The 15,928-nt window shown below is 72.1% G+C and carries 15 protein-coding genes; 8 read left to right on the forward strand and 7 right to left on the reverse strand.

Translation table 11 applies throughout. From position 1 onward, the window contains the following. Window position 1 precedes the first annotated feature (1 nt). The gene (locus D458_RS0118230) at window positions 2-3,172 is read left to right on the forward strand and encodes a glycoside hydrolase family 2 TIM barrel-domain containing protein (protein ID WP_017588191.1); all 3,171 of its coding nucleotides are present in this window, start codon (window positions 2-4) and stop codon (window positions 3,170-3,172) included. Here D458_RS0118230 and D458_RS0118235 read toward each other — a convergent pair. After that, complete coding sequence (locus D458_RS0118235) at window positions 3,169-4,137, reverse strand: EamA family transporter (protein WP_017588192.1); 969 nt, start codon at window positions 4,135-4,137, stop codon at window positions 3,169-3,171. The two genes, D458_RS0118230 and D458_RS0118235, sit on opposite strands and share 4 nt — an antisense overlap. Next, window positions 4,134-4,289 (reverse strand): hypothetical protein, encoded by a 156-nt coding sequence (locus D458_RS36760; protein WP_017588193.1) that lies wholly within the window; start codon window positions 4,287-4,289, stop codon window positions 4,134-4,136. Before D458_RS36760 ends, D458_RS0118235 begins: the two co-directional genes overlap by 4 nt. A 90-nt stretch (window positions 4,290-4,379) precedes the next feature. Here D458_RS36760 and D458_RS0118245 point away from each other — a divergent pair, with 90 nt between their 5' ends. Beyond that, on the forward strand, window positions 4,380-4,886 hold the full coding sequence (locus D458_RS0118245; protein ID WP_017588194.1) for a MarR family winged helix-turn-helix transcriptional regulator: 507 nt from the start codon (window positions 4,380-4,382) through the stop codon (window positions 4,884-4,886). A gap of 189 nt (window positions 4,887-5,075) precedes the next feature. On the opposite strand, the gene D458_RS0118250 is transcribed toward D458_RS0118245, so the two are convergent. The 3 genes from D458_RS0118250 to D458_RS0118260 form a co-directional block, all read right to left on the reverse strand. Beyond that, complete coding sequence (locus D458_RS0118250) at window positions 5,076-5,270, reverse strand: CsbD family protein (RefSeq protein WP_017588195.1); 195 nt, start codon at window positions 5,268-5,270, stop codon at window positions 5,076-5,078. A 110-nt stretch (window positions 5,271-5,380) separates the two neighbouring features. Further along, window positions 5,381-6,184, reverse strand: coding sequence for a bifunctional hydroxymethylpyrimidine kinase/phosphomethylpyrimidine kinase (gene thiD, locus D458_RS0118255; RefSeq protein WP_017588196.1), 804 nt, complete (start codon window positions 6,182-6,184; stop codon window positions 5,381-5,383). Between the two features lie 357 nt (window positions 6,185-6,541). After that, window positions 6,542-7,840, reverse strand: a complete 1,299-nt coding sequence (locus D458_RS0118260) for a flavin monoamine oxidase family protein (RefSeq protein ID WP_017588197.1) — start codon at window positions 7,838-7,840, stop codon at window positions 6,542-6,544. A gap of 440 nt (window positions 7,841-8,280) precedes the next feature. Between D458_RS0118260 and D458_RS0118265 the strand changes: the two genes are divergently transcribed. The 3 genes from D458_RS0118265 (at window position 8,281) to D458_RS0118275 (ending at window position 11,642) form a co-directional block, all read left to right on the forward strand. Continuing rightward, window positions 8,281-9,423, forward strand: coding sequence for a hypothetical protein (locus tag D458_RS0118265; protein ID WP_017588198.1), 1,143 nt, complete (start codon window positions 8,281-8,283; stop codon window positions 9,421-9,423). 165 nt (window positions 9,424-9,588) lie between these two features. Next, window positions 9,589-10,734, forward strand: coding sequence for a hypothetical protein (locus D458_RS0118270; RefSeq protein WP_017588199.1), 1,146 nt, complete (start codon window positions 9,589-9,591; stop codon window positions 10,732-10,734). A gap of 188 nt (window positions 10,735-10,922) precedes the next feature. After that, the gene (locus tag D458_RS0118275) at window positions 10,923-11,642 is read left to right on the forward strand and encodes a DUF6882 domain-containing protein (protein WP_017588200.1); all 720 of its coding nucleotides are present in this window, start codon (window positions 10,923-10,925) and stop codon (window positions 11,640-11,642) included. Between the two features lie 62 nt (window positions 11,643-11,704). On the opposite strand, the gene D458_RS0118280 is transcribed toward D458_RS0118275, so the two are convergent. Then, a complete protein-coding gene (locus D458_RS0118280) occupies window positions 11,705-12,559 on the reverse strand; it encodes a TIGR03084 family metal-binding protein (protein WP_017588201.1) in 855 nt (284 codons plus the stop codon). A gap of 190 nt (window positions 12,560-12,749) precedes the next feature. On the opposite strand from D458_RS0118280, the gene D458_RS0118285 reads away from it, so the two are divergent. The 3 genes from D458_RS0118285 to D458_RS0118295 are packed head-to-tail and all read left to right on the forward strand — an operon-like array spanning window position 12,750 to window position 15,118. Then, window positions 12,750-13,913, forward strand: coding sequence for an acyl-CoA dehydrogenase family protein (locus D458_RS0118285; RefSeq protein ID WP_017588202.1), 1,164 nt, complete (start codon window positions 12,750-12,752; stop codon window positions 13,911-13,913). Between the two features lie 34 nt (window positions 13,914-13,947). Continuing rightward, a complete protein-coding gene (locus tag D458_RS0118290; RefSeq protein ID WP_017588203.1) occupies window positions 13,948-14,625 on the forward strand; it encodes a TetR/AcrR family transcriptional regulator in 678 nt (225 codons plus the stop codon). Window positions 14,626-14,671: 46 nt separating this feature from the next. Next, window positions 14,672-15,118, forward strand: coding sequence for a DUF2000 domain-containing protein (locus tag D458_RS0118295; RefSeq protein ID WP_017588204.1), 447 nt, complete (start codon window positions 14,672-14,674; stop codon window positions 15,116-15,118). Here D458_RS0118295 and D458_RS0118300 read toward each other — a convergent pair. Continuing rightward, window positions 15,093-15,920, reverse strand: a complete 828-nt coding sequence (locus tag D458_RS0118300; RefSeq protein ID WP_017588205.1) for a helix-turn-helix domain-containing protein — start codon at window positions 15,918-15,920, stop codon at window positions 15,093-15,095. The two genes, D458_RS0118295 and D458_RS0118300, sit on opposite strands and share 26 nt — an antisense overlap. Between the last annotated feature and the right edge of the window lie 8 nt (window positions 15,921-15,928).

Genomic DNA, 15,928 nt, shown 5'->3' on the forward strand with positions numbered 1-15,928 from the left:
GTTGTCCTACCTTGACGGATTCGCCCCCTCGGAAGGGGCCCGCGCTCCGCGTGCCCGGCTGGTCTCGGACGCCCCCGGACTCGACCTGAACGGCCCGTGGCGCTTCCGACTGCTGCCCGGGGCCCCTGAGGACACCGGTGGCATCGAGGCCCCGGACTTCGACGACTCCGGCTGGGACACCCTCCAGGTCCCCTCCCACTGGCAGCTGCACGGGTACGGCTCCCCGGCGTACACCAACCTCCACTACCCCTTCCCGATCGACCCCCCGTACGTCCCGGACGAGAACCCCACCGGCGATCACCGAAGGGAGTTCCACCTGCCCGAGGACTGGCCGCACGGCGGGGCACGGACCGGTTCGGGGGACGGGGAGCGGCGAGCAGGCGGGCAGCGCGGGGGTGAGCGGCGGGAAGGCGCGTGGTACGGCTCCCCGGGGTCGGCGGTACTGCGTTTCGACGGCGTGGACTCCTGTTTCCGGGTGTGGCTGAACGGCACCGAGGTGGGGTTCGCGACCGGCAGCCGCCTGGTGAGCGAGTTCGACGTGGGACACCTGCTGCGGCCGGGGCGCAACGTCCTGGCGGTGCGGGTGCACCAGTGGTCGGCCGCGAGCTACCTGGAGGACCAGGACATGTGGTGGCTGTCGGGGATCTTCCGCGACGTCACCCTCCTGTCCCGGCCCGAGGACGGGATCGAGGACGTCACCGTGCGCGCCGACTACGACCACCGGACCGGCACGGGCACCCTGCGGGTGGACGTCGAGGGCTCCCCCGACAGCGTGATCGACCTGCCCGAACTCGGGCTCGCCGGGGCCCGCCCCGGGGCCGTGCACGAGCTCGGCCCGGTGGAACCCTGGTCCGCGGAGGTCCCCCGCCGGTACGAACTCCGGGTGAGCTCGCCGGGGGAGCGGGTCCGGCTGCGGGTGGGCTTCCGGACGGTGGACACCGAGGGCGGGCAGCTGCGGGTGAACGGGATCCCCCTGCTGCTGCGCGGGGTGAACCGGCACGAGTGGCACCCCGACCACGGCCGCGCGGTCCCCTGGGAGACCATGCGCGAGGACGTGCTGCTGATGAAGCGGCACCACGTCAACGCCGTACGGACCAGCCACTACCCGCCGCACCCGGACTTCCTCGACCTCTGCGACGAGCTGGGACTGTGGGTGGTGGACGAGTGCGATCTGGAGACGCACGGGTTCGAGGCGGTGGGCTGGCGGAACAACCCCTCCGCCGACCCGCGCTGGCGGGAGGCCTTCATCGACCGGATGCGCCGCACCGTGGCCCGGGACCGCAACCACCCGAGCGTCATCCTGTGGTCGCTCGGCAACGAGTCGGGCACGGGGGACAACCTGCGGGCGATGGCGGACCGGACGCACGCCGACGACCCCACCCGGCCGGTGCACTACGAGGGTGACCAGGACAGCTCCTTCGTTGACGTGTACTCGCGGATGTACGCCTCGCACGACGAGGTCGCGGCGATCGGCCGGGGCGAGGAGCCCCCGACCGAGCGGGCCGAGGACGACGCCCACCGGCGCGGACTGCCGTTCGTGCTGTGCGAGTACGCCCACGCGATGGGCGCGGGACCGGGCGGCCTGGAGGAGTACCAGCGGCTGTTCGAGCAGTACCCGCGCTGCCAGGGCGGGTTCGTGTGGGATTGGATCGACCACGGGATCCGGCGGCGCGAGGCGGACGGAACCGAGTGGTTCGCCTACGGCGGTGACTTCGGCGAGGTGCTGCACGACGGCAGCTTCGTGGCGGACGGACTGCTGTTCCCCGACCGGACCCCGAGCCCGGGGCTCACCGCCCTGGCCCGGACCTTCGCCCCCGTCCGCATCACCGTGGATACGTCCGCCGGTCCGGAACCGGGTGGCGCCCTGGTCCGGGTGGTCAACGGTTGGGAGGTCCTGGACACCTCCGGTCTGGAGTTCCGCTGGCGGGTGGAGGAGGACGGTGTTCCGGTCGGGGAGGGGACCCTGGCGGTCCCCGTCCTGGAACCGGGCGGGAGCGCCGAGACCGAGCTGCCCGCGCTCCCCGGGGGATCCGCCCCGACCGGGACGGGCACCGGTTTCGGCCGGGAGCGGTGGTTGACGGTCTCCGCGCACCTGACCGAGGCGTGCCCCTGGGCCGAGGCGGGCCACGAGGTCGCCTGGGCCCAGGCCAGAACCGACACCCCCGGCCTGGCCGAGCACCCACCCAGCCCTGAGCCCTCGTCCGGCCCCGAGTCCTCATCCGGATCCGGGCCCTCGTTCGGCCCTGAGCCCTCACCCGGATCCGGGTATCCGGTCCGCCCCGAGCCTTCACCCGGCCCTGAGTCCTCGTCCGGCCCCGAGCCGGTCGTGCCGGGTGACGCCTTCCGGGTCGGGCCGGGGCTCTTCGACCGGCACACCGGGGAACTGCGGTCGGTGGGCGGCCTGGCGGTGGGTGCGCCCAGGCTGGACCTGTGGCGTGCCCCCTCCGACAACGACGAGGGCCTGCACGGCATGGGGGTGGCTCCCTTCTGGCGGGCGGCCGGACTGGACCGGCTCACCGAGCGCCGGCTGACGGTGGACGTGGGCCCCGAAACCCTGGCCGTGCGCACCCGGGTCGCCCCGGCCGCCCGTGACCTGGGGCTGAACGTGGACTACCGGTGGACCGGCGCCGGAGACCGGTTGTGGCTGGAGCTGGTCGCGGAGGCGACGGGGGAGTGGATCTGCCCGCTTCCGCGTTTCGGGATCAACCTGACGGTCCCCGCTGCCTGGAACGGGGTGGAGTGGTTCGGGTACGGGCCGGGTGAGGCCTACCGGGACATGGCACAGGGGGTTCGGATCGGCCGTTTCACCAGCACGGTGGACGGTCTGCAGACCCCGTACCTGCGCCCGCAGGAGAACGGGAACCGGATGGGGGTGCGCTGGGCGGAGCTGCGTGGCCCGGACGGGTCGGGGCTGCGGATCGAGGGCGGCCCGGAGTTCGACCTGACCGCCCGCCGCTGGGACGACCACGCCCTGGACGCGGCACGGCACCCGCACGAGCTCACCGGGGACGACCGGATCCATCTGCGGTTGGACCTGGCCCACAACGGCCTGGGTTCGGCCTCGTGCGGGCCGGGTGTTCTCGCCCGGTACCAGCTGCCCGCCGGGAGCCACCGCCTGCGCCTGGCCTTTGTCCCCCTGGGGCGGCTCGACCGGCCCGGGATTCCCGGCTAGACCGTCTCCGAGGTCCGCGCCGCGTCCGGTGGCGCGGCCTGCGGAGGCGCTCCGGTGCCGGCCCCGGCGGGTCTTCGGCTGCCGGGGCCTCTGCCGACGGGTCGGTGCGAGGTGAGTTGGACCAGCAGGACCGCGCCGACCGCGGCGAGGGCGCCGAGCCCCTGCACCGGGGTGAGGGTCTCGTCGAGCAGCAGGAAACCGAGCAGGGTGGCGGTGAGCGGGCTGGCGAAGGACAGGAAGGACACCGCCAGGGCGGGCAGTCGCTCCAGGCCGCGGAACCACAGCACGTAGGAGAGCAGGGCCCCGACCAGCCCCAGGTAGGCGAACCCGGCCAGGTTGACGGGGGTCAGGCTCGTGGGCAGCCCCTCGAAGAGCAGGGTCGGGGGCAGCAGGACCAGCCCGCCCGCGGTGAGCTGCCAGCCGGTGACGCCGAGCAGGCTCACCCCCTCGGGGCGGCCCCAGCGCTTGGCGAGCACGATGCCGCTGCCCATGGAGACCGCGGCGACCAGCCCGGCCAGGACACCGACCGGGTCCAGGGCGGCCTCCGGCCCCACGACGAGCAGCCCCACGCCGAACGCGCCGAGCAGGCAGGCCAGGAGGTGCGCCGGTCGGAGCCGGTCGCCCAGCAGCAGAGCGGCCAGCAGCATGACGATGACCGGTTGGACCGACATCACCAGGGCGGCGACCCCGCCGGGCAGCAGGTAGGCGGCGACGTAGAGCAGGTAGAGGAAGGCGCCGATGTTGAGGGTGCCCAGGACCAGTGAGCGCCACCACCACACCCCGGTGGGCAGCGCGCGGGCGAACAGCACCAGGAGGAGCCCGGCGGGCAGTGCCCGCAGGAGCGCGGCGAGGAGGGGGCGGTCGGGTGGCAGGAACTCGGTGGTGACCAGGTAGGTGCTGCCCCAGACCATCGGGGCCAGGGCGGTGGTCAGGGAGTCCGCGGCGATCCGCCCGCGGCCGCTCACAGCGCCACCGCGGGCCGGGGGTCCCGGCCGGAGGGCGCCTGGACGGTGGACTCGGGGAGCTGGTGCTGAAGGGGTCCGGGGATCGGGTCCGGCCGGAAGCGCCGGACGCCGCGGCGGGTGCGGGTGGTCTCGGCGGCGGTGGAGGGGGCCACGGGAGAACCTTTCGATGCCGAAATGTTCGATGACGAAAGGTTATGCGAGCCACTCCGGACCCGTCAAGGGCACGGCGCTATGCTCTCCGGATGAACGACGCCGTCGACCTCTTCCTCGACCAGTGGGCCCGTGAACGGCCCGACCTCGACACCTCCCCGATGGGGATCATCGGTCGGACCAACCGTTTGCAGCAGATGCTGGGGCGCAGGGTGGGTGACCTCCTGGCCGAGTACGACCTCGAGCGCTGGGAGTTCGACGTACTGGCCACCCTGAGGCGCTCCGGCCCGCCCTACCGGCTGACCGCGAAGGATCTGGTGCGGATGATGATGGTGGGGTCGGCCGCCATGACCAACCGGGTCGACCGCCTCGTACGCAAGGAACTGGTCTACCGCGAGGCCGACCCCGCCAGCCGGCGCCGTGTCCTGGTCAGCCTCACCGACAAGGGGCTGGACCTGGTGAACAGCGCGGTGGAGGGGCACGTGGCCAACGAGGCGCGCCTGCTCGAAGGCCTGAGCGCGGACGAGCAGGCCCAGCTGGCAGGCCTGCTGCGCACGCTGCTGCTCTCCCTGGGTGACACGGCCCCCGAGGAGCCCTGACCCCGGGGAACCCCGTCTCCGGGCATCCCGTTCCCGAGGGGACCCGCCCTCGGACGAACCCCGCTCTCGGAGGGACCCCGAGGGCTGGGGGCGGCGGATCCGGGCACGACGAAGGGGAGGCCCCGTGCTCGGGACCTCCCCTCGGAGTTCTGTTCGGGCTGTCGACCTACCGGGCGGCGCCCTCGCGGACTAGCGCCCCTTGGGCTTGTCGTCCGGGGTCAGGGCGTCCTTGACCTTCTCGCCCGCCTGCTTGACCTTGGACTTGGTCTGGTCGGCCTTGCCCTCGGCCTGCCACTGCTCGTTGCCCGTGGCCTTGCCGGCGCCCTCCTTGGCCTTGCCCTTGAACTCGTCGAACTTGTTCTCGGCCTTGTCGTTCTCCGACATGGGAGCCTCCTTCGATCGGTTCCACTTACAGCCCTGTCCGATCTCAGCGGAACTAATCGTGTTTCGGGCGACGGATGCGCCGACGGTGACCGAGAGCACCCGGTGAGGTCTCAGGCCTCGGCGGGTGCGATCGGCACGACGGAGGCGAAGGGGGCGTGCGTGGTCAGGCGCTCGGAGATGCCCTCGCGGACCATGGCCTTGGCGGTGCGCACGGCCTCACCGACCCCGGAACCCTTGGCCAGCTCGGCGGTGATCGCGGCGGCGAAGGTGCAGCCGGCGCCGCTCACCCGCTCCTCGCCGATCTTCGGAGCGCTCAGGACCGTGACCTCCTCGCCGTCGAAGTAGACGTCGACGGCGTCGGGCCCGGGCAGTTCGGTCCCGCCCTTGACGATCACGTGCTGGGGGCCGAGCTCGCGGATGCGGCGGGCGGCCTCGACGAGGTCGTCGACGGAGTCGAGGGACTCCATCCCGGCGAGGGTGCGGGCCTCGAAGTGGTTCGGGGTGATGACGGTGGCCAGCGGTAGGATCTGCGCGGTCAGGGCCTTGTCGGTGTCCAGAGCGGCACCGGGCTCCTGGCCCTTGCAGATCAGGACCGGGTCGAGGACCACGTGCCGCCACGCCTGGTGCCGGAGGGCTTCGGCGACCACGTCGATGGTGTCCGGGGTGCCGAGCATGCCGATCTTGACGACGTCGAGGTCGTGGCAGCTGGTGGCCGCCTCGATCTGGTCGGCGATCACGCCCGGGTCGACCGGGACGAAGCGGTGCCCCCAGTTGTTCTTGGGGTCGAAGGAGACGATGCAGGTGATGGTCCCGACCCCGTAGACGCCCAGTTCCTGGAAGGCCTTGAGATCGGCCTGGATCCCGGCGCCGCCGGTGGCCTCGGACCCTGCGATCACGTACGCGCGGTTGGCCATCGCCAACCTCCCTCTGCTTGTTGTGCTGTTGCGCGGTGTCGGAGCCCTCACGGGTCACGAACCCACTGGATATTGCATCACAACTGGCTATTTCCGGCATATCGGGCGCAACGGGGCCCCTGGGAGAGCGCCTCCCGGTTCCCAGCGTCGCGCAGCGCCGAGCGCTTACCGGTTTCCAGCATTTTCCGGTTCTGAGCGTGGTCCGGCTCCGAGTACCTCCCGGTCCCGGGTGTCACCCGGCTCCGAGGGTGTGCCGCGCCGTTGCCCCCGCAAGTCTAGGCGGGCGCGTCCGGGGGCCGTCTCGCCCGACGCGCGGCTCGGGCGAGGTCCACGGCGGGCTCCGTCGCAAGGGAGGCCTCACAGGTGCGAGAGCAGGGCGTCCGTGGCGTCGTAACCGTTGGCGTAGGCGCCGTCCACGGTGTTCTCACCGGTGGTCGGCTCGCCCGCGAAGTACAGGACCCCCTCCAGCGGCACCGCCAGCGTGTCCGGGGCGTCGTGCGCGCCGGGCGGGACGAACAGGTACGCACCCCGGCTGAACTCGTCGGCGGCCCAGTCGTGCGTGGTCCGGGCGACCGGCTCCGGGACGTCCTCGCCGAGCACCTCGGACAGCGCCGCCAGCCCGGCGGCGAACCGCTGGTCCGCGGGCATGCCCAGGAGCTCACGGGCGTTCTCGCCCGTCGCCCAGGCCACCACCACCTCCGGGTCCTCACGGGACAGGCACCAGAACACGAACGCCGAGTCCTCGTCCCAGCCCAGGACGTCCTCGCCGGAGGGGAAGACCGCGCGGTCGAACTCGTACACGAGCTTGAGGGCGTCGGTGCGGTCCAGGGAGGCGACGGCGTCGCGGTGGCTCGAGGGGAGTCCGGGTTCGAAGGTCACGTCACCGGCCTTGAGCACCCCGATCGGCAGGGTGACCACGCACCGGTCGGCGCGCACCTCGACCCCGCCGCCGGGCCCGGACGCGTCCAGCACCACGCCCCGGCCGGACCAGCGCACCCGGCGCACCGCGTGTCCGAGGCGGATGTCCAGGCCGTGGGAGAGCGGGGGGAGGAGGCTGTCGTAGCCGCCGACCACCCGGAAGTTCTCGCGCGGCACCGACCACCAGTCGAAGAGTCCGTACTCGCGCATCCACACGGCGCTCCACCGCTCCAGCGACTCGTTGTCGACGGACACCGGCGGCCACAGCTCCTCGGGAACGCCCATCCGGCGCAGGTAGGCGGCGGCGTCCTCGTCGTCACGGGGCGGTTCCGGTGTCGGGACGGGTTCGGGGACCCCGTTGCCGGCGCGGACCAGGACGGTCTCCGCCCCGGCCTCCTCCACCAGTTCCCAGGTGTAGGCGTCCCGGCCGTGGATCAGGCCGGCACCGAGCTCGACCGGGACCGAGCTGAAGGTGTGGTCGGTGTACAGCTGGCCGCCGATCCGGTCGCGCGCCTCCAGGACGATCACGGACAGCCCGTGGTCGGCGAGGTTGCGCGCGGCCGACAACCCGGACACCCCGGCGCCGATCACGGCCACGTCCCAGCGCTCGCGGAACGCGTGGACCGACGCGCCCAGGGCCACCGCGCCGCCCAGGAGGAGACCCCCGCCGAGCAGGAGGGACCTCCGGTTCACCAGCGAGGGCGCAGCGCCGCCCGAACCCCGTCCGCCCGAGCCCACGCCGCCTCCCGAAGACCTTCCGCGGCCCCCGCTCCGAGGGACGCCACCCCCGCATTATCCGGGAATCGCGTACCGCCCGTGGCCACCGGGGTCTCCGCGCTCGGCCGGACGGCGATGACGGGCTGCGGATCTTCCGGCGGGGCCGCTGGAGGCCCTGCGGAAGAAGGTGCTGTCCCGGACCGGTTAGCCTTCGGGGCGGCCCGCCCCCGTCGGGGAAGAGGACAGCGCCCCTTTCCGGACCCCGGTACGCCGGTGCTCCCCGTCGCCGGGCACAGCCGGTTTCACGGGGAGCGCCCCGGGAAGCAGGTCACCGCGGCCCGTCCCAGCACACGGGGCCGGGACCGCCGGCCGCCACGGACGCACCAACGAACCACATCCGCTCACCATCCGAAGCGCAACAGGCACTCGAATCATTCGGGCAGCCGGAGGATCACATCGGTATGTCGCACACGAACACCTTCCTCGCCCTCCTCGTCGATGCCTACACCAGGGCGCGGGTCGAGGTCGAGATCGTTCCCCCGGCCGGTCTCGGCATCGAACTCCCGGGCTACGGGACCACGGTCATCGACTACACCGAACCCATCGCCCGACTCGCCGACCACCCGGAGGAGCGGTATCCCGAGCTGGCCGAACAGGTGGTCCTCGCGATGATGCGCAACATGCGGGAACGCGGCATCCCGCTGGGCACGCACTACCCGCCCCGGTCCGACGACCACGCCAGGCGGGCCCTGCTCACCGCACTGTCCGAACGAGGGCACGACGCCCACTTCACCGATCCCGACACCGTGGTCCTCCTCGGGGACGCCGACAAGAGCACACTCCACGCCCACCGGTACCTCGCGGCCGCCGAGGACCTCGACGAGGACGCCGTCTCCCGGTACGCGGTCGAGTACGTGGAGGGTTTCGAGCGCGACTTCGCCCGGGGGATCCGGACCTCGGTCTCCGAGGACCGGTTGCGGGTCCGCGTCCGCCCCGAGTCGTCGTTTCCCGAGGAGGCGCTCCCGACGCTGGTCTCACGTCCGCTCACCTCGGACCTGCGGCTGGTGGTCGTCGTCGACTACCCGGAGAGCATGCTGGTGCTCCGGCGCGAACAGCTGGGCGGCATGACCGAGGAGCGGGCCCTGGAGGCGGCCGTCGCCAACTCCCTGGAGGAACCGTTCGAGGTCTCCGAGACGGACCTCCTCGACACCCCGATCGTGCACATCGGCGGTGGGAACCAGGAGTACACCCTCGCCCACCTGAACGTCCTCGACCGCTACCTGGGCGAGGCCCCGCACGGCGCCCTCGTGGTGCTCCCCTCCCCGTCGGTGGTCGTGGCACACGTCCTGGGCCGGAGCAACCCCGTCACGGCCATGGAGCACCTCCAGGAGTTGGCCGAGCGGTACACGGCCGACACGAACAAGCCGGTCAGCGACAAGCTGTACTGGTGGCACCCCGGCTCGCGGGACAGCGACCTCCCCGATCTGCGAGAGGTGGCGATCACCGTCGACGACGAGAAGAGGGAGATCTCGCTCTTCTCCTCCGACGAGGAGTTCCGTCCCCTCCTGGAATCCCTGATGCGGTCGATGCGGTCCGAATCCTGAGCCCACCGGGGCCGACGGCGCCGCCACGGTCGGGTCGTCCGCAGGAGTCGAGCAGGTACCGGTCCGGGCCGAGCTGCCAGGGCCCGGCGCTTCGACGGATGTCGGTGAGGACCGCTAGCCTCCGGGGTCCCACCGTCATCCGAAGCGCCGAAGGGCCGCACCCACATGTCGCACACCGACACCTTCCTGAACCTCCTGACCGCGACCTACGCCAGGCACGGCGCCGACGTGCGGGTGGTTCCTCCCACCCGGCTGCGGATCCCGCTTCCGCCCAACGACCAGAACCACGAGTCCTTCGAGATGGACTGCGCCGGCATCGTCGAGGACATGCGGTCCGTCGCGTCCGAGGAGCACGCCGGGTACGCCGAGCAGATCGTGTTCGGCATGATGCGTCAGCTGCGCTCACGCGGGTTCGCCTTCGGGACGCACTACCCGCTGCTGTCCACGGACACGGCCAGGCAGGTTCTGTTGTCCGAACTGGCCGCGCACGGGATCGACGCCCGTTTCGAGTTCCCTGACAGCCTGAGCATCGCTCTTCCCGATGACCGCAGGGGGCGGCGGGACGTGAGCGATTACCTGTCCTCCGTCGAGGAGCTGGACGAGGAGGGGATCCGGGAGAGGGCGGCCGAGCTCGCCGAAGCGATCGGGTCCACCCTCGGGATGGTGCGGCCCGCCGCGTCCCCGGAGGGGCGGCTGCGCACCCGCCTGTACCCGGAGACGGCCTTTCCCCGGGGGGCGCTCGACATCCTGGTGTCCCGGCCCTTCGCCTCCGGTGTGTTCGAGGTCGTGGTCGTGGACTTCCCCGACTCGATCCAGCCCTTGAACCGTGCCGACCTCGAGAAGGTCGGCCTCACCGAGGAACAGGCCTTCGACCGGGCGGTCGAGGGATCCCTGAGCGAGCCGTTCGAGGTCTCCCGCATGGACGCCCGGGGCGCCGAGATCGTGCACATCGGAATCGGCGGCGGGTTCTACGCGGGCTCGCAGCTGCACGTCCTGGACCGTCATCTGGGGGACGCGCCGCACGGCGCGCTCGTGGTGTTCCCGTCCCCGCCGGTGGTGATGGCGCACGTCCTGGGACAGAGCGAGCAGCCGGTCATCGCGATGGACACCCTCCAGGAGGTGGCGAGGCGCTACACCGCGGACACGGACAAGCCCATCACCGACAAGCTGTTCTGGTGGCGGCCGGAGTCCGTGCGGGACGGTCGGCCCCGCCTGGTCAAGGTCCGGGTGGAGATCGACGAGCAGACCGGGCAGGTGGGGGTGTACACCGAGGACGAGGACTTCATCCCCGTCATGAAGTCACTGGCCTGACCAGGGGCGACCCGCCCGGTGAAGGGCGGCCGGGCCGCCCGGCCCGGGAACCCGGCCCGCGGTGAGCTGCTCCGGGCCGGGCCGCCCCCTTCAGGGTCGGTGCCCTCAGGGGCCGCCACCTCTGCCGCCACACCTTCAGGGCCCCGGCCTCTCGACTGATGTCAGCGGCGCACGCTAGTGTCCGGCGCGTGCAGAACACACCTACCTTCCACGATCTCCTCAACGACGCCGCGATCCTCTCCATGGAGCACCAGCTCCACATGGAGAAGGTCGTCGGGAACTCCAACTGGAACGCGGACCTGGCCGAGCCCAGGTTCGAGTTCTCCGGCGAGTCGCAGCTGGTCTGCGACCGGTTCCACCTGCTGGGCAGCGCCGCACCGGGCCCCGGGTCCTGGATGTGGGCCTGGGCCAACCCGTCCGGTTTCTCCCCCGAGGTCACCGAGCTCTCCGTGACGGTGCGCGACCTCGGCCGCAAGTACGGCATCGCCGAGCTGGCCGAGCCGGAGGTGCCCTTCAGCGCCCTGCCCGGTTCCCCGGAGATGCCGCACCAGGTCCTGTCACTGCTCACTGACGCCGCCAAGGTCCTCACCGGGCGCTGGGCCGCCTACAACGGCCCGGTCGGCGGCGGTACGCGCGCCGGCTTCCTGCTCGAGCACCCCGGATTCCTGCTCCCCGCGCCCACCGCGCTCCACGTCATCAGCGTCATCCAACAGGCCGTCTCCCAGGTCCCCTCCATCACGGACCACCGCAGGGCCTCCTACAGCTACGCCCGACTGCGCGGACTCGACCCCCAGTTCTCCGCCGACGGCCGGACCCTCACCCTCAAGGCCTTCGGGATCGAGCTGGAGTTCGACGAGCTGAACCGGCTCATCCGGGCTCAGGGCACTCTCACCCCGGATTCGGTCTGACAGAACAGTCAACTCTGTTCCCTCGTGCCGGTCCGGTTGCCCGCCTCCCGGACGCCCGTCGCTCAGGCGCCCGCGTCCCGGCCGCCCGGGTTCTGGCCACCCGCCTCCGGGGTGGCAGCGGACCGGGCGGGGAACTGGCCCGGCCGACGGCCCTCGCCGGGGCCGCCGGCGTAGGTCTGGCCGACCCGGAGCCACTCCTGGGCGGCCGGGCCCTCAGCGGTCAGGGCCGTGTCGGCCACGTGGCGGCGGCGGGTGAGGACCAGGCAGAACTCCTCGGCGTCACCGCGGACCACGTCCGCGGCCTCGTCCGGGCCCATCCGCCAGAGCCCGCCGTCGGGCCTGGTCAGCTCCACGCGGACCGCCTCCTCGGGTGTCGGCAGCCCTCGGGCGAAGTAGCTGTAGGGGCGGGCGCGCAGGGCGATGTGGACGATGTGCCGCAGGCGTCCGGTGGGCTGTCGGGTCGTACCCAGGGTGTCCGCCACGTCCTGGCCGTGGGCCCAGGTCTCCATCAGCCGCGCGGTCGCCTTCGAGGGCACGCTCATCGGCGGCCCGAACCAGGGCACGCGGGTCCCGGCGGGGGCCGCGGCCAGGGCCGACCGCAGCGCGGCCGAGGACTCGCGCCACTCGTCGAGCAGGGCCTGCGGGGGCAGCCCGGCCAGGGGTGCGGCTGCCGTGTCCACGTACCCCTCCGGATCGGCCAGCGCGGCCTCGAGCATCTTCGCGAAACCGTCCGGGTCGGTCAGGGCGGTCAGCGCCGACCGGTCGAAGAAGGCCAGGTGGGCGACCTGGTCGGCAATGCTCCAGCCGGGCGCCGGGGTCGGTCGGGACCAGTCGGCGGTGGCGAGTCCGGCGAGCAGCGCGGCGAGGTCCTCCTGTTCCGCGCGCAGGTCCTCGACAAGGGTGGCTGTGTCGACCACGAGGGCTCCTCACAGGGCGCTCCGCCGACTCTGCGGCGGAACTCCGGGAACGAATGTTGACTGACTTGTCATGTTCGGCGCACCATAGCAAAGTGTGACCTGGCTCTCCCGGGATGTCCAGTTCTCCCTGGGGCGCCCGGCTCTCCCGGACCTCCTGGGCGGCCCCCGACACGGATGCGAGTGTGCGTACATGACCGCGACCGACACCCCCCGGACCGACCGTTGGAACACACCCGAGCGCGCCGCGCTCCGGGAGACGGTGCGGACCTTCGCGGCCAAGGAGGTCCTTCCCCACGTGGAACGGTGGGAGGACGAGGGCGAACTGCCCCGGGACCTGCACCGGGCCGCTGCACGCCTCGGCCTGCTCGGGCTCGGCCAGCCGGAGTCGGTGGGCGGCGAGGGCGAGATGCTCGACCAGCTCGTCGTCTCCGAGGAGGCCGTCCTGGCCGGCGTGCCGACCGGAGTCCTGGCCTCGCTGTTCACCCACACCATCGCGCTGCCCGCCCTGGTCGCGGACGGCCGCGAACACCTGGTGCGCGACTACGTCCGCCCCGCCCTGGCAGGGGAGCTGGTCTGCTCACTGGGCATCACCGAACCCGAAGCGGGATCGGACGTCGCCCACCTGCGCACCCGTGCCGTCCGCGACGGCGACGAGTGGGTGCTGAACGGGGCGAAGACCTTCATCACCTCCGGCTACCGGGCCGACTTCGTGACGGTGGCCGCCCGCACCTCCGACACCGGGCACGAGGGCATCTCGCTGTTCGTGGTCGAGCGCGGTACCCCCGGGTTCACCGCCGACCGCAAGCTGGACAAGATGGGCTGGCGTTCCTCGGACACCGCGGAGCTGTCCCTGGTGGACGTCCGGGTTCCCGCCGACCACCTCGTCGGCGAGGTGGACCAGGGCTTCTTCCAGATCATGCGCCAGTTCGCCGGTGAGCGGATCGGCCTGTCGGTGCAGGCCTGCGCGATGGCGCGCCGCTGCGTGGACCTGTCCGTGGAGTGGGTCCGCGAACGCGAGGCCTTCGGCGGGCCGCTGTCGCGCCGCCAGGTCCTGCGACACCGGCTGGTGGAGATGCACCGCCGCACCGAGGTCGCCACGGCCTACGTGCGGGGGATCGCGGAGCGGTTGCAGGACGGCGAACCCCTGATCGCGGAGGTGGCGATGGCGAAGAACACCGCGACCGAGGCGATGGACTACGTGGTCGACAACGCCGTCCAGCTGCACGGCGGCACGGGGTTCATGCGCGGCACCGAGGTGGAGCGCCACTACCGGGACGCCAGGGTCTTCAGCATCGGCGGAGGCACCTACGAGATCATGAACGAGGTCATCGCGAAGTTCCTCCCTCTGCGGTGACCGCGAGGAGATCCGTCGGGGGCGAGGGGTACCAGTGGGAAAACAGACGCTGACCGGGCGGCCGCCCACGGAGCGCGGACGGCGTAAGCGGAGCACCCTCGTCCAGGCTGCCCGCGAGGAGTTCGAGGAGCGCGGGTTCGAGGAGACGAGGGTCGCCCAGATCACCGGCCGGGCCGGGATCGCCTACGGGAGCTTCTACACCTACTTCGACTCCAAGGACGAGGTCTTCCACGAGGTCGCCAAGGGTGTGGCCGGGGAGATGTTCGACGCCGCCCGCTCCGCGGCGCCCCCGGGCACCGGAGCGGTGGACCGGATCCGCCACGCCACGGAGCGCTTCCTGGTCGCCTACCGGGACAACGCGCGGATCATGCAGGTCATCGAGCAGGTCTCCCCGCGCCACCCCCGCTTCCGGACCCTCTTCCTGGAGATCCGCGGGCTCTTCGTCGACCGGATCATCTCGGGGACCCGCCGCCTCCAGGAGGAGGGGCTGGCCTCGACCGACATCGACGTCGAGGCCACCGCGAGCATGCTCGGCGGGATGGTCGAGCACACCGCGAGGATGCTGTTCCTGTACGGCGAGGAGCACGACCCCGACGTGGTCGTGGAGACCGCCACCCGCCTGTGGGCGCGCGGCATCGGCCTGGAGTACGAGCCGCCCGGAGCGGGCCCCGGGCCCCGGGACCGCAGCGGGTTCCGGACCCGGAGCGGGTGAGGAACGTACAAGACCCCGGGACCGGCCCCGGGCGAGGATTCCGGGCATGGAGACCACAGACGCCGCCAAGGCTTCCGAACCGATTCGCTTCGACACCAAGATCGCCGTCCTGCTCCGTGACGACCTGGCCGTGTGGCAGCGGCTCAACGTCACGGCCTTCCTGGTCAGCGGGCTCGGCCGCCGGGTGCCGGAGCTGATCGGCGAACCCTACGAGGACGCCGACGGCACCGCCTACCTGCCGATGTTCCGCCAGCCCGTCATGGTGTTCGAGGGGAGCAAGGAGACGCTGACCATGGCGCACACCCGGGCCCTGTCCCGGGACGCCGACCTCGCCGTGTTCACCTCAGACCTCTTCGGCACCGGCAACGACCGGGACAACCGGGCCGCGGTCCGTGCGGTCGGCCGGGACTCGCTGGACCTCGTGGGCCTGGCGGTGCACGGACCGAAGAACGGCGTGGACAAGATCGTCAAGGGCGCCCGGATGCACGGCTGAGATCGGCCGCGCTCCGCAGGGCGCGCGCGTACCGTCCGGGCGGGAGCCCGAGGACCCGCTTGAAGTGCCGGTTCAGGTGGGCCTGGTCATGGAACCCGGCAGCCGCGGCCGCCCGCGCGGGCGCCCGGCCTTCGAGGATCTGCTTGCGCGCGAGGTCCACCCGCCGCCCCACCAGGTACTGGTGCGGGGGCATGCCGAACCGCCGGGTGAACGCCCGGGTCAGGTGATTCGGGTGGGAGAAGAGGAGGTCGGAGGCCTCGGTCAGGGTGATCCCCTCGACGGTGCGGGCGTCCAGCAGGTCCCTCAACCGGTCGGCGATCCCGGGATCGTCCACCGGGGCCGCCCCCAGAAGGCCCAGGTGCCGCCGGAGGCGTTCGGAGACGAGGCCGAGCCTGCTCTCCGCCTCCAGGTCCTCCCCCCGCCGGAGCAGGGTGTCGTGCAACTGGTGGATGCGGTGGCGGAGCAGGGGGTCGTCGAACATCGGGTGGTCCACCGCCCGGCCGGCCAGGTCCGGGTCGATCTGCTCCGGCTCCAGGTACAGCACCCGTTTGCGCAACCCCTGCGCCGTGGTGGGGGTGCCGTTGTGCGGGACGTGCGGCGGAAGCAGGGTGACCGTCCGGTCGAGCGCCCCGTGTTCGTGCCGCCCGAGGTCGTAGCGGACGGTTCCGGAGTCGATGATGAGCAGCGTCCAGGACCGGTGCGTGTGCATCGGGTAGGCGTGCTGCCGCATGTGGGTGTGGAACACCTCGGCGATGCCGTCGATCCCCGGTTCGAGGACCACGGTGTCCGCGTGGCCGTCCATGCCAGAAC

The organism is Nocardiopsis ganjiahuensis DSM 45031, assembly GCF_000341085.1.
Classification (GTDB): domain Bacteria; phylum Actinomycetota; class Actinomycetes; order Streptosporangiales; family Streptosporangiaceae; genus Nocardiopsis; species Nocardiopsis ganjiahuensis.

What these genes read in the sequence shown, in the direction of transcription:
- D458_RS0118245 (WP_017588194.1), top strand. Translation starts at nt 4,380, where the DNA reads ATGAACGACGCCGTCGACCTCTTCCTCGACCAGTGGGCCCGTGAACGG.
- D458_RS0118250 (WP_017588195.1), bottom strand. Translation starts at nt 5,270, where the DNA reads ATGTCGGAGAACGACAAGGCCGAGAACAAGTTCGACGAGTTCAAGGGC.
- thiD (WP_017588196.1), bottom strand. Translation starts at nt 6,184, where the DNA reads ATGGCCAACCGCGCGTACGTGATCGCAGGGTCCGAGGCCACCGGCGGC.
- D458_RS0118265 (WP_017588198.1), top strand. Translation starts at nt 8,281, where the DNA reads ATGTCGCACACGAACACCTTCCTCGCCCTCCTCGTCGATGCCTACACC.
- D458_RS0118270 (WP_017588199.1), top strand. Translation starts at nt 9,589, where the DNA reads ATGTCGCACACCGACACCTTCCTGAACCTCCTGACCGCGACCTACGCC.
- D458_RS0118285 (WP_017588202.1), top strand. Translation starts at nt 12,750, where the DNA reads ATGACCGCGACCGACACCCCCCGGACCGACCGTTGGAACACACCCGAG.
- D458_RS0118295 (WP_017588204.1), top strand. Translation starts at nt 14,672, where the DNA reads ATGGAGACCACAGACGCCGCCAAGGCTTCCGAACCGATTCGCTTCGAC.
- D458_RS0118300 (WP_017588205.1), bottom strand. Translation starts at nt 15,920, where the DNA reads ATGGACGGCCACGCGGACACCGTGGTCCTCGAACCGGGGATCGACGGC.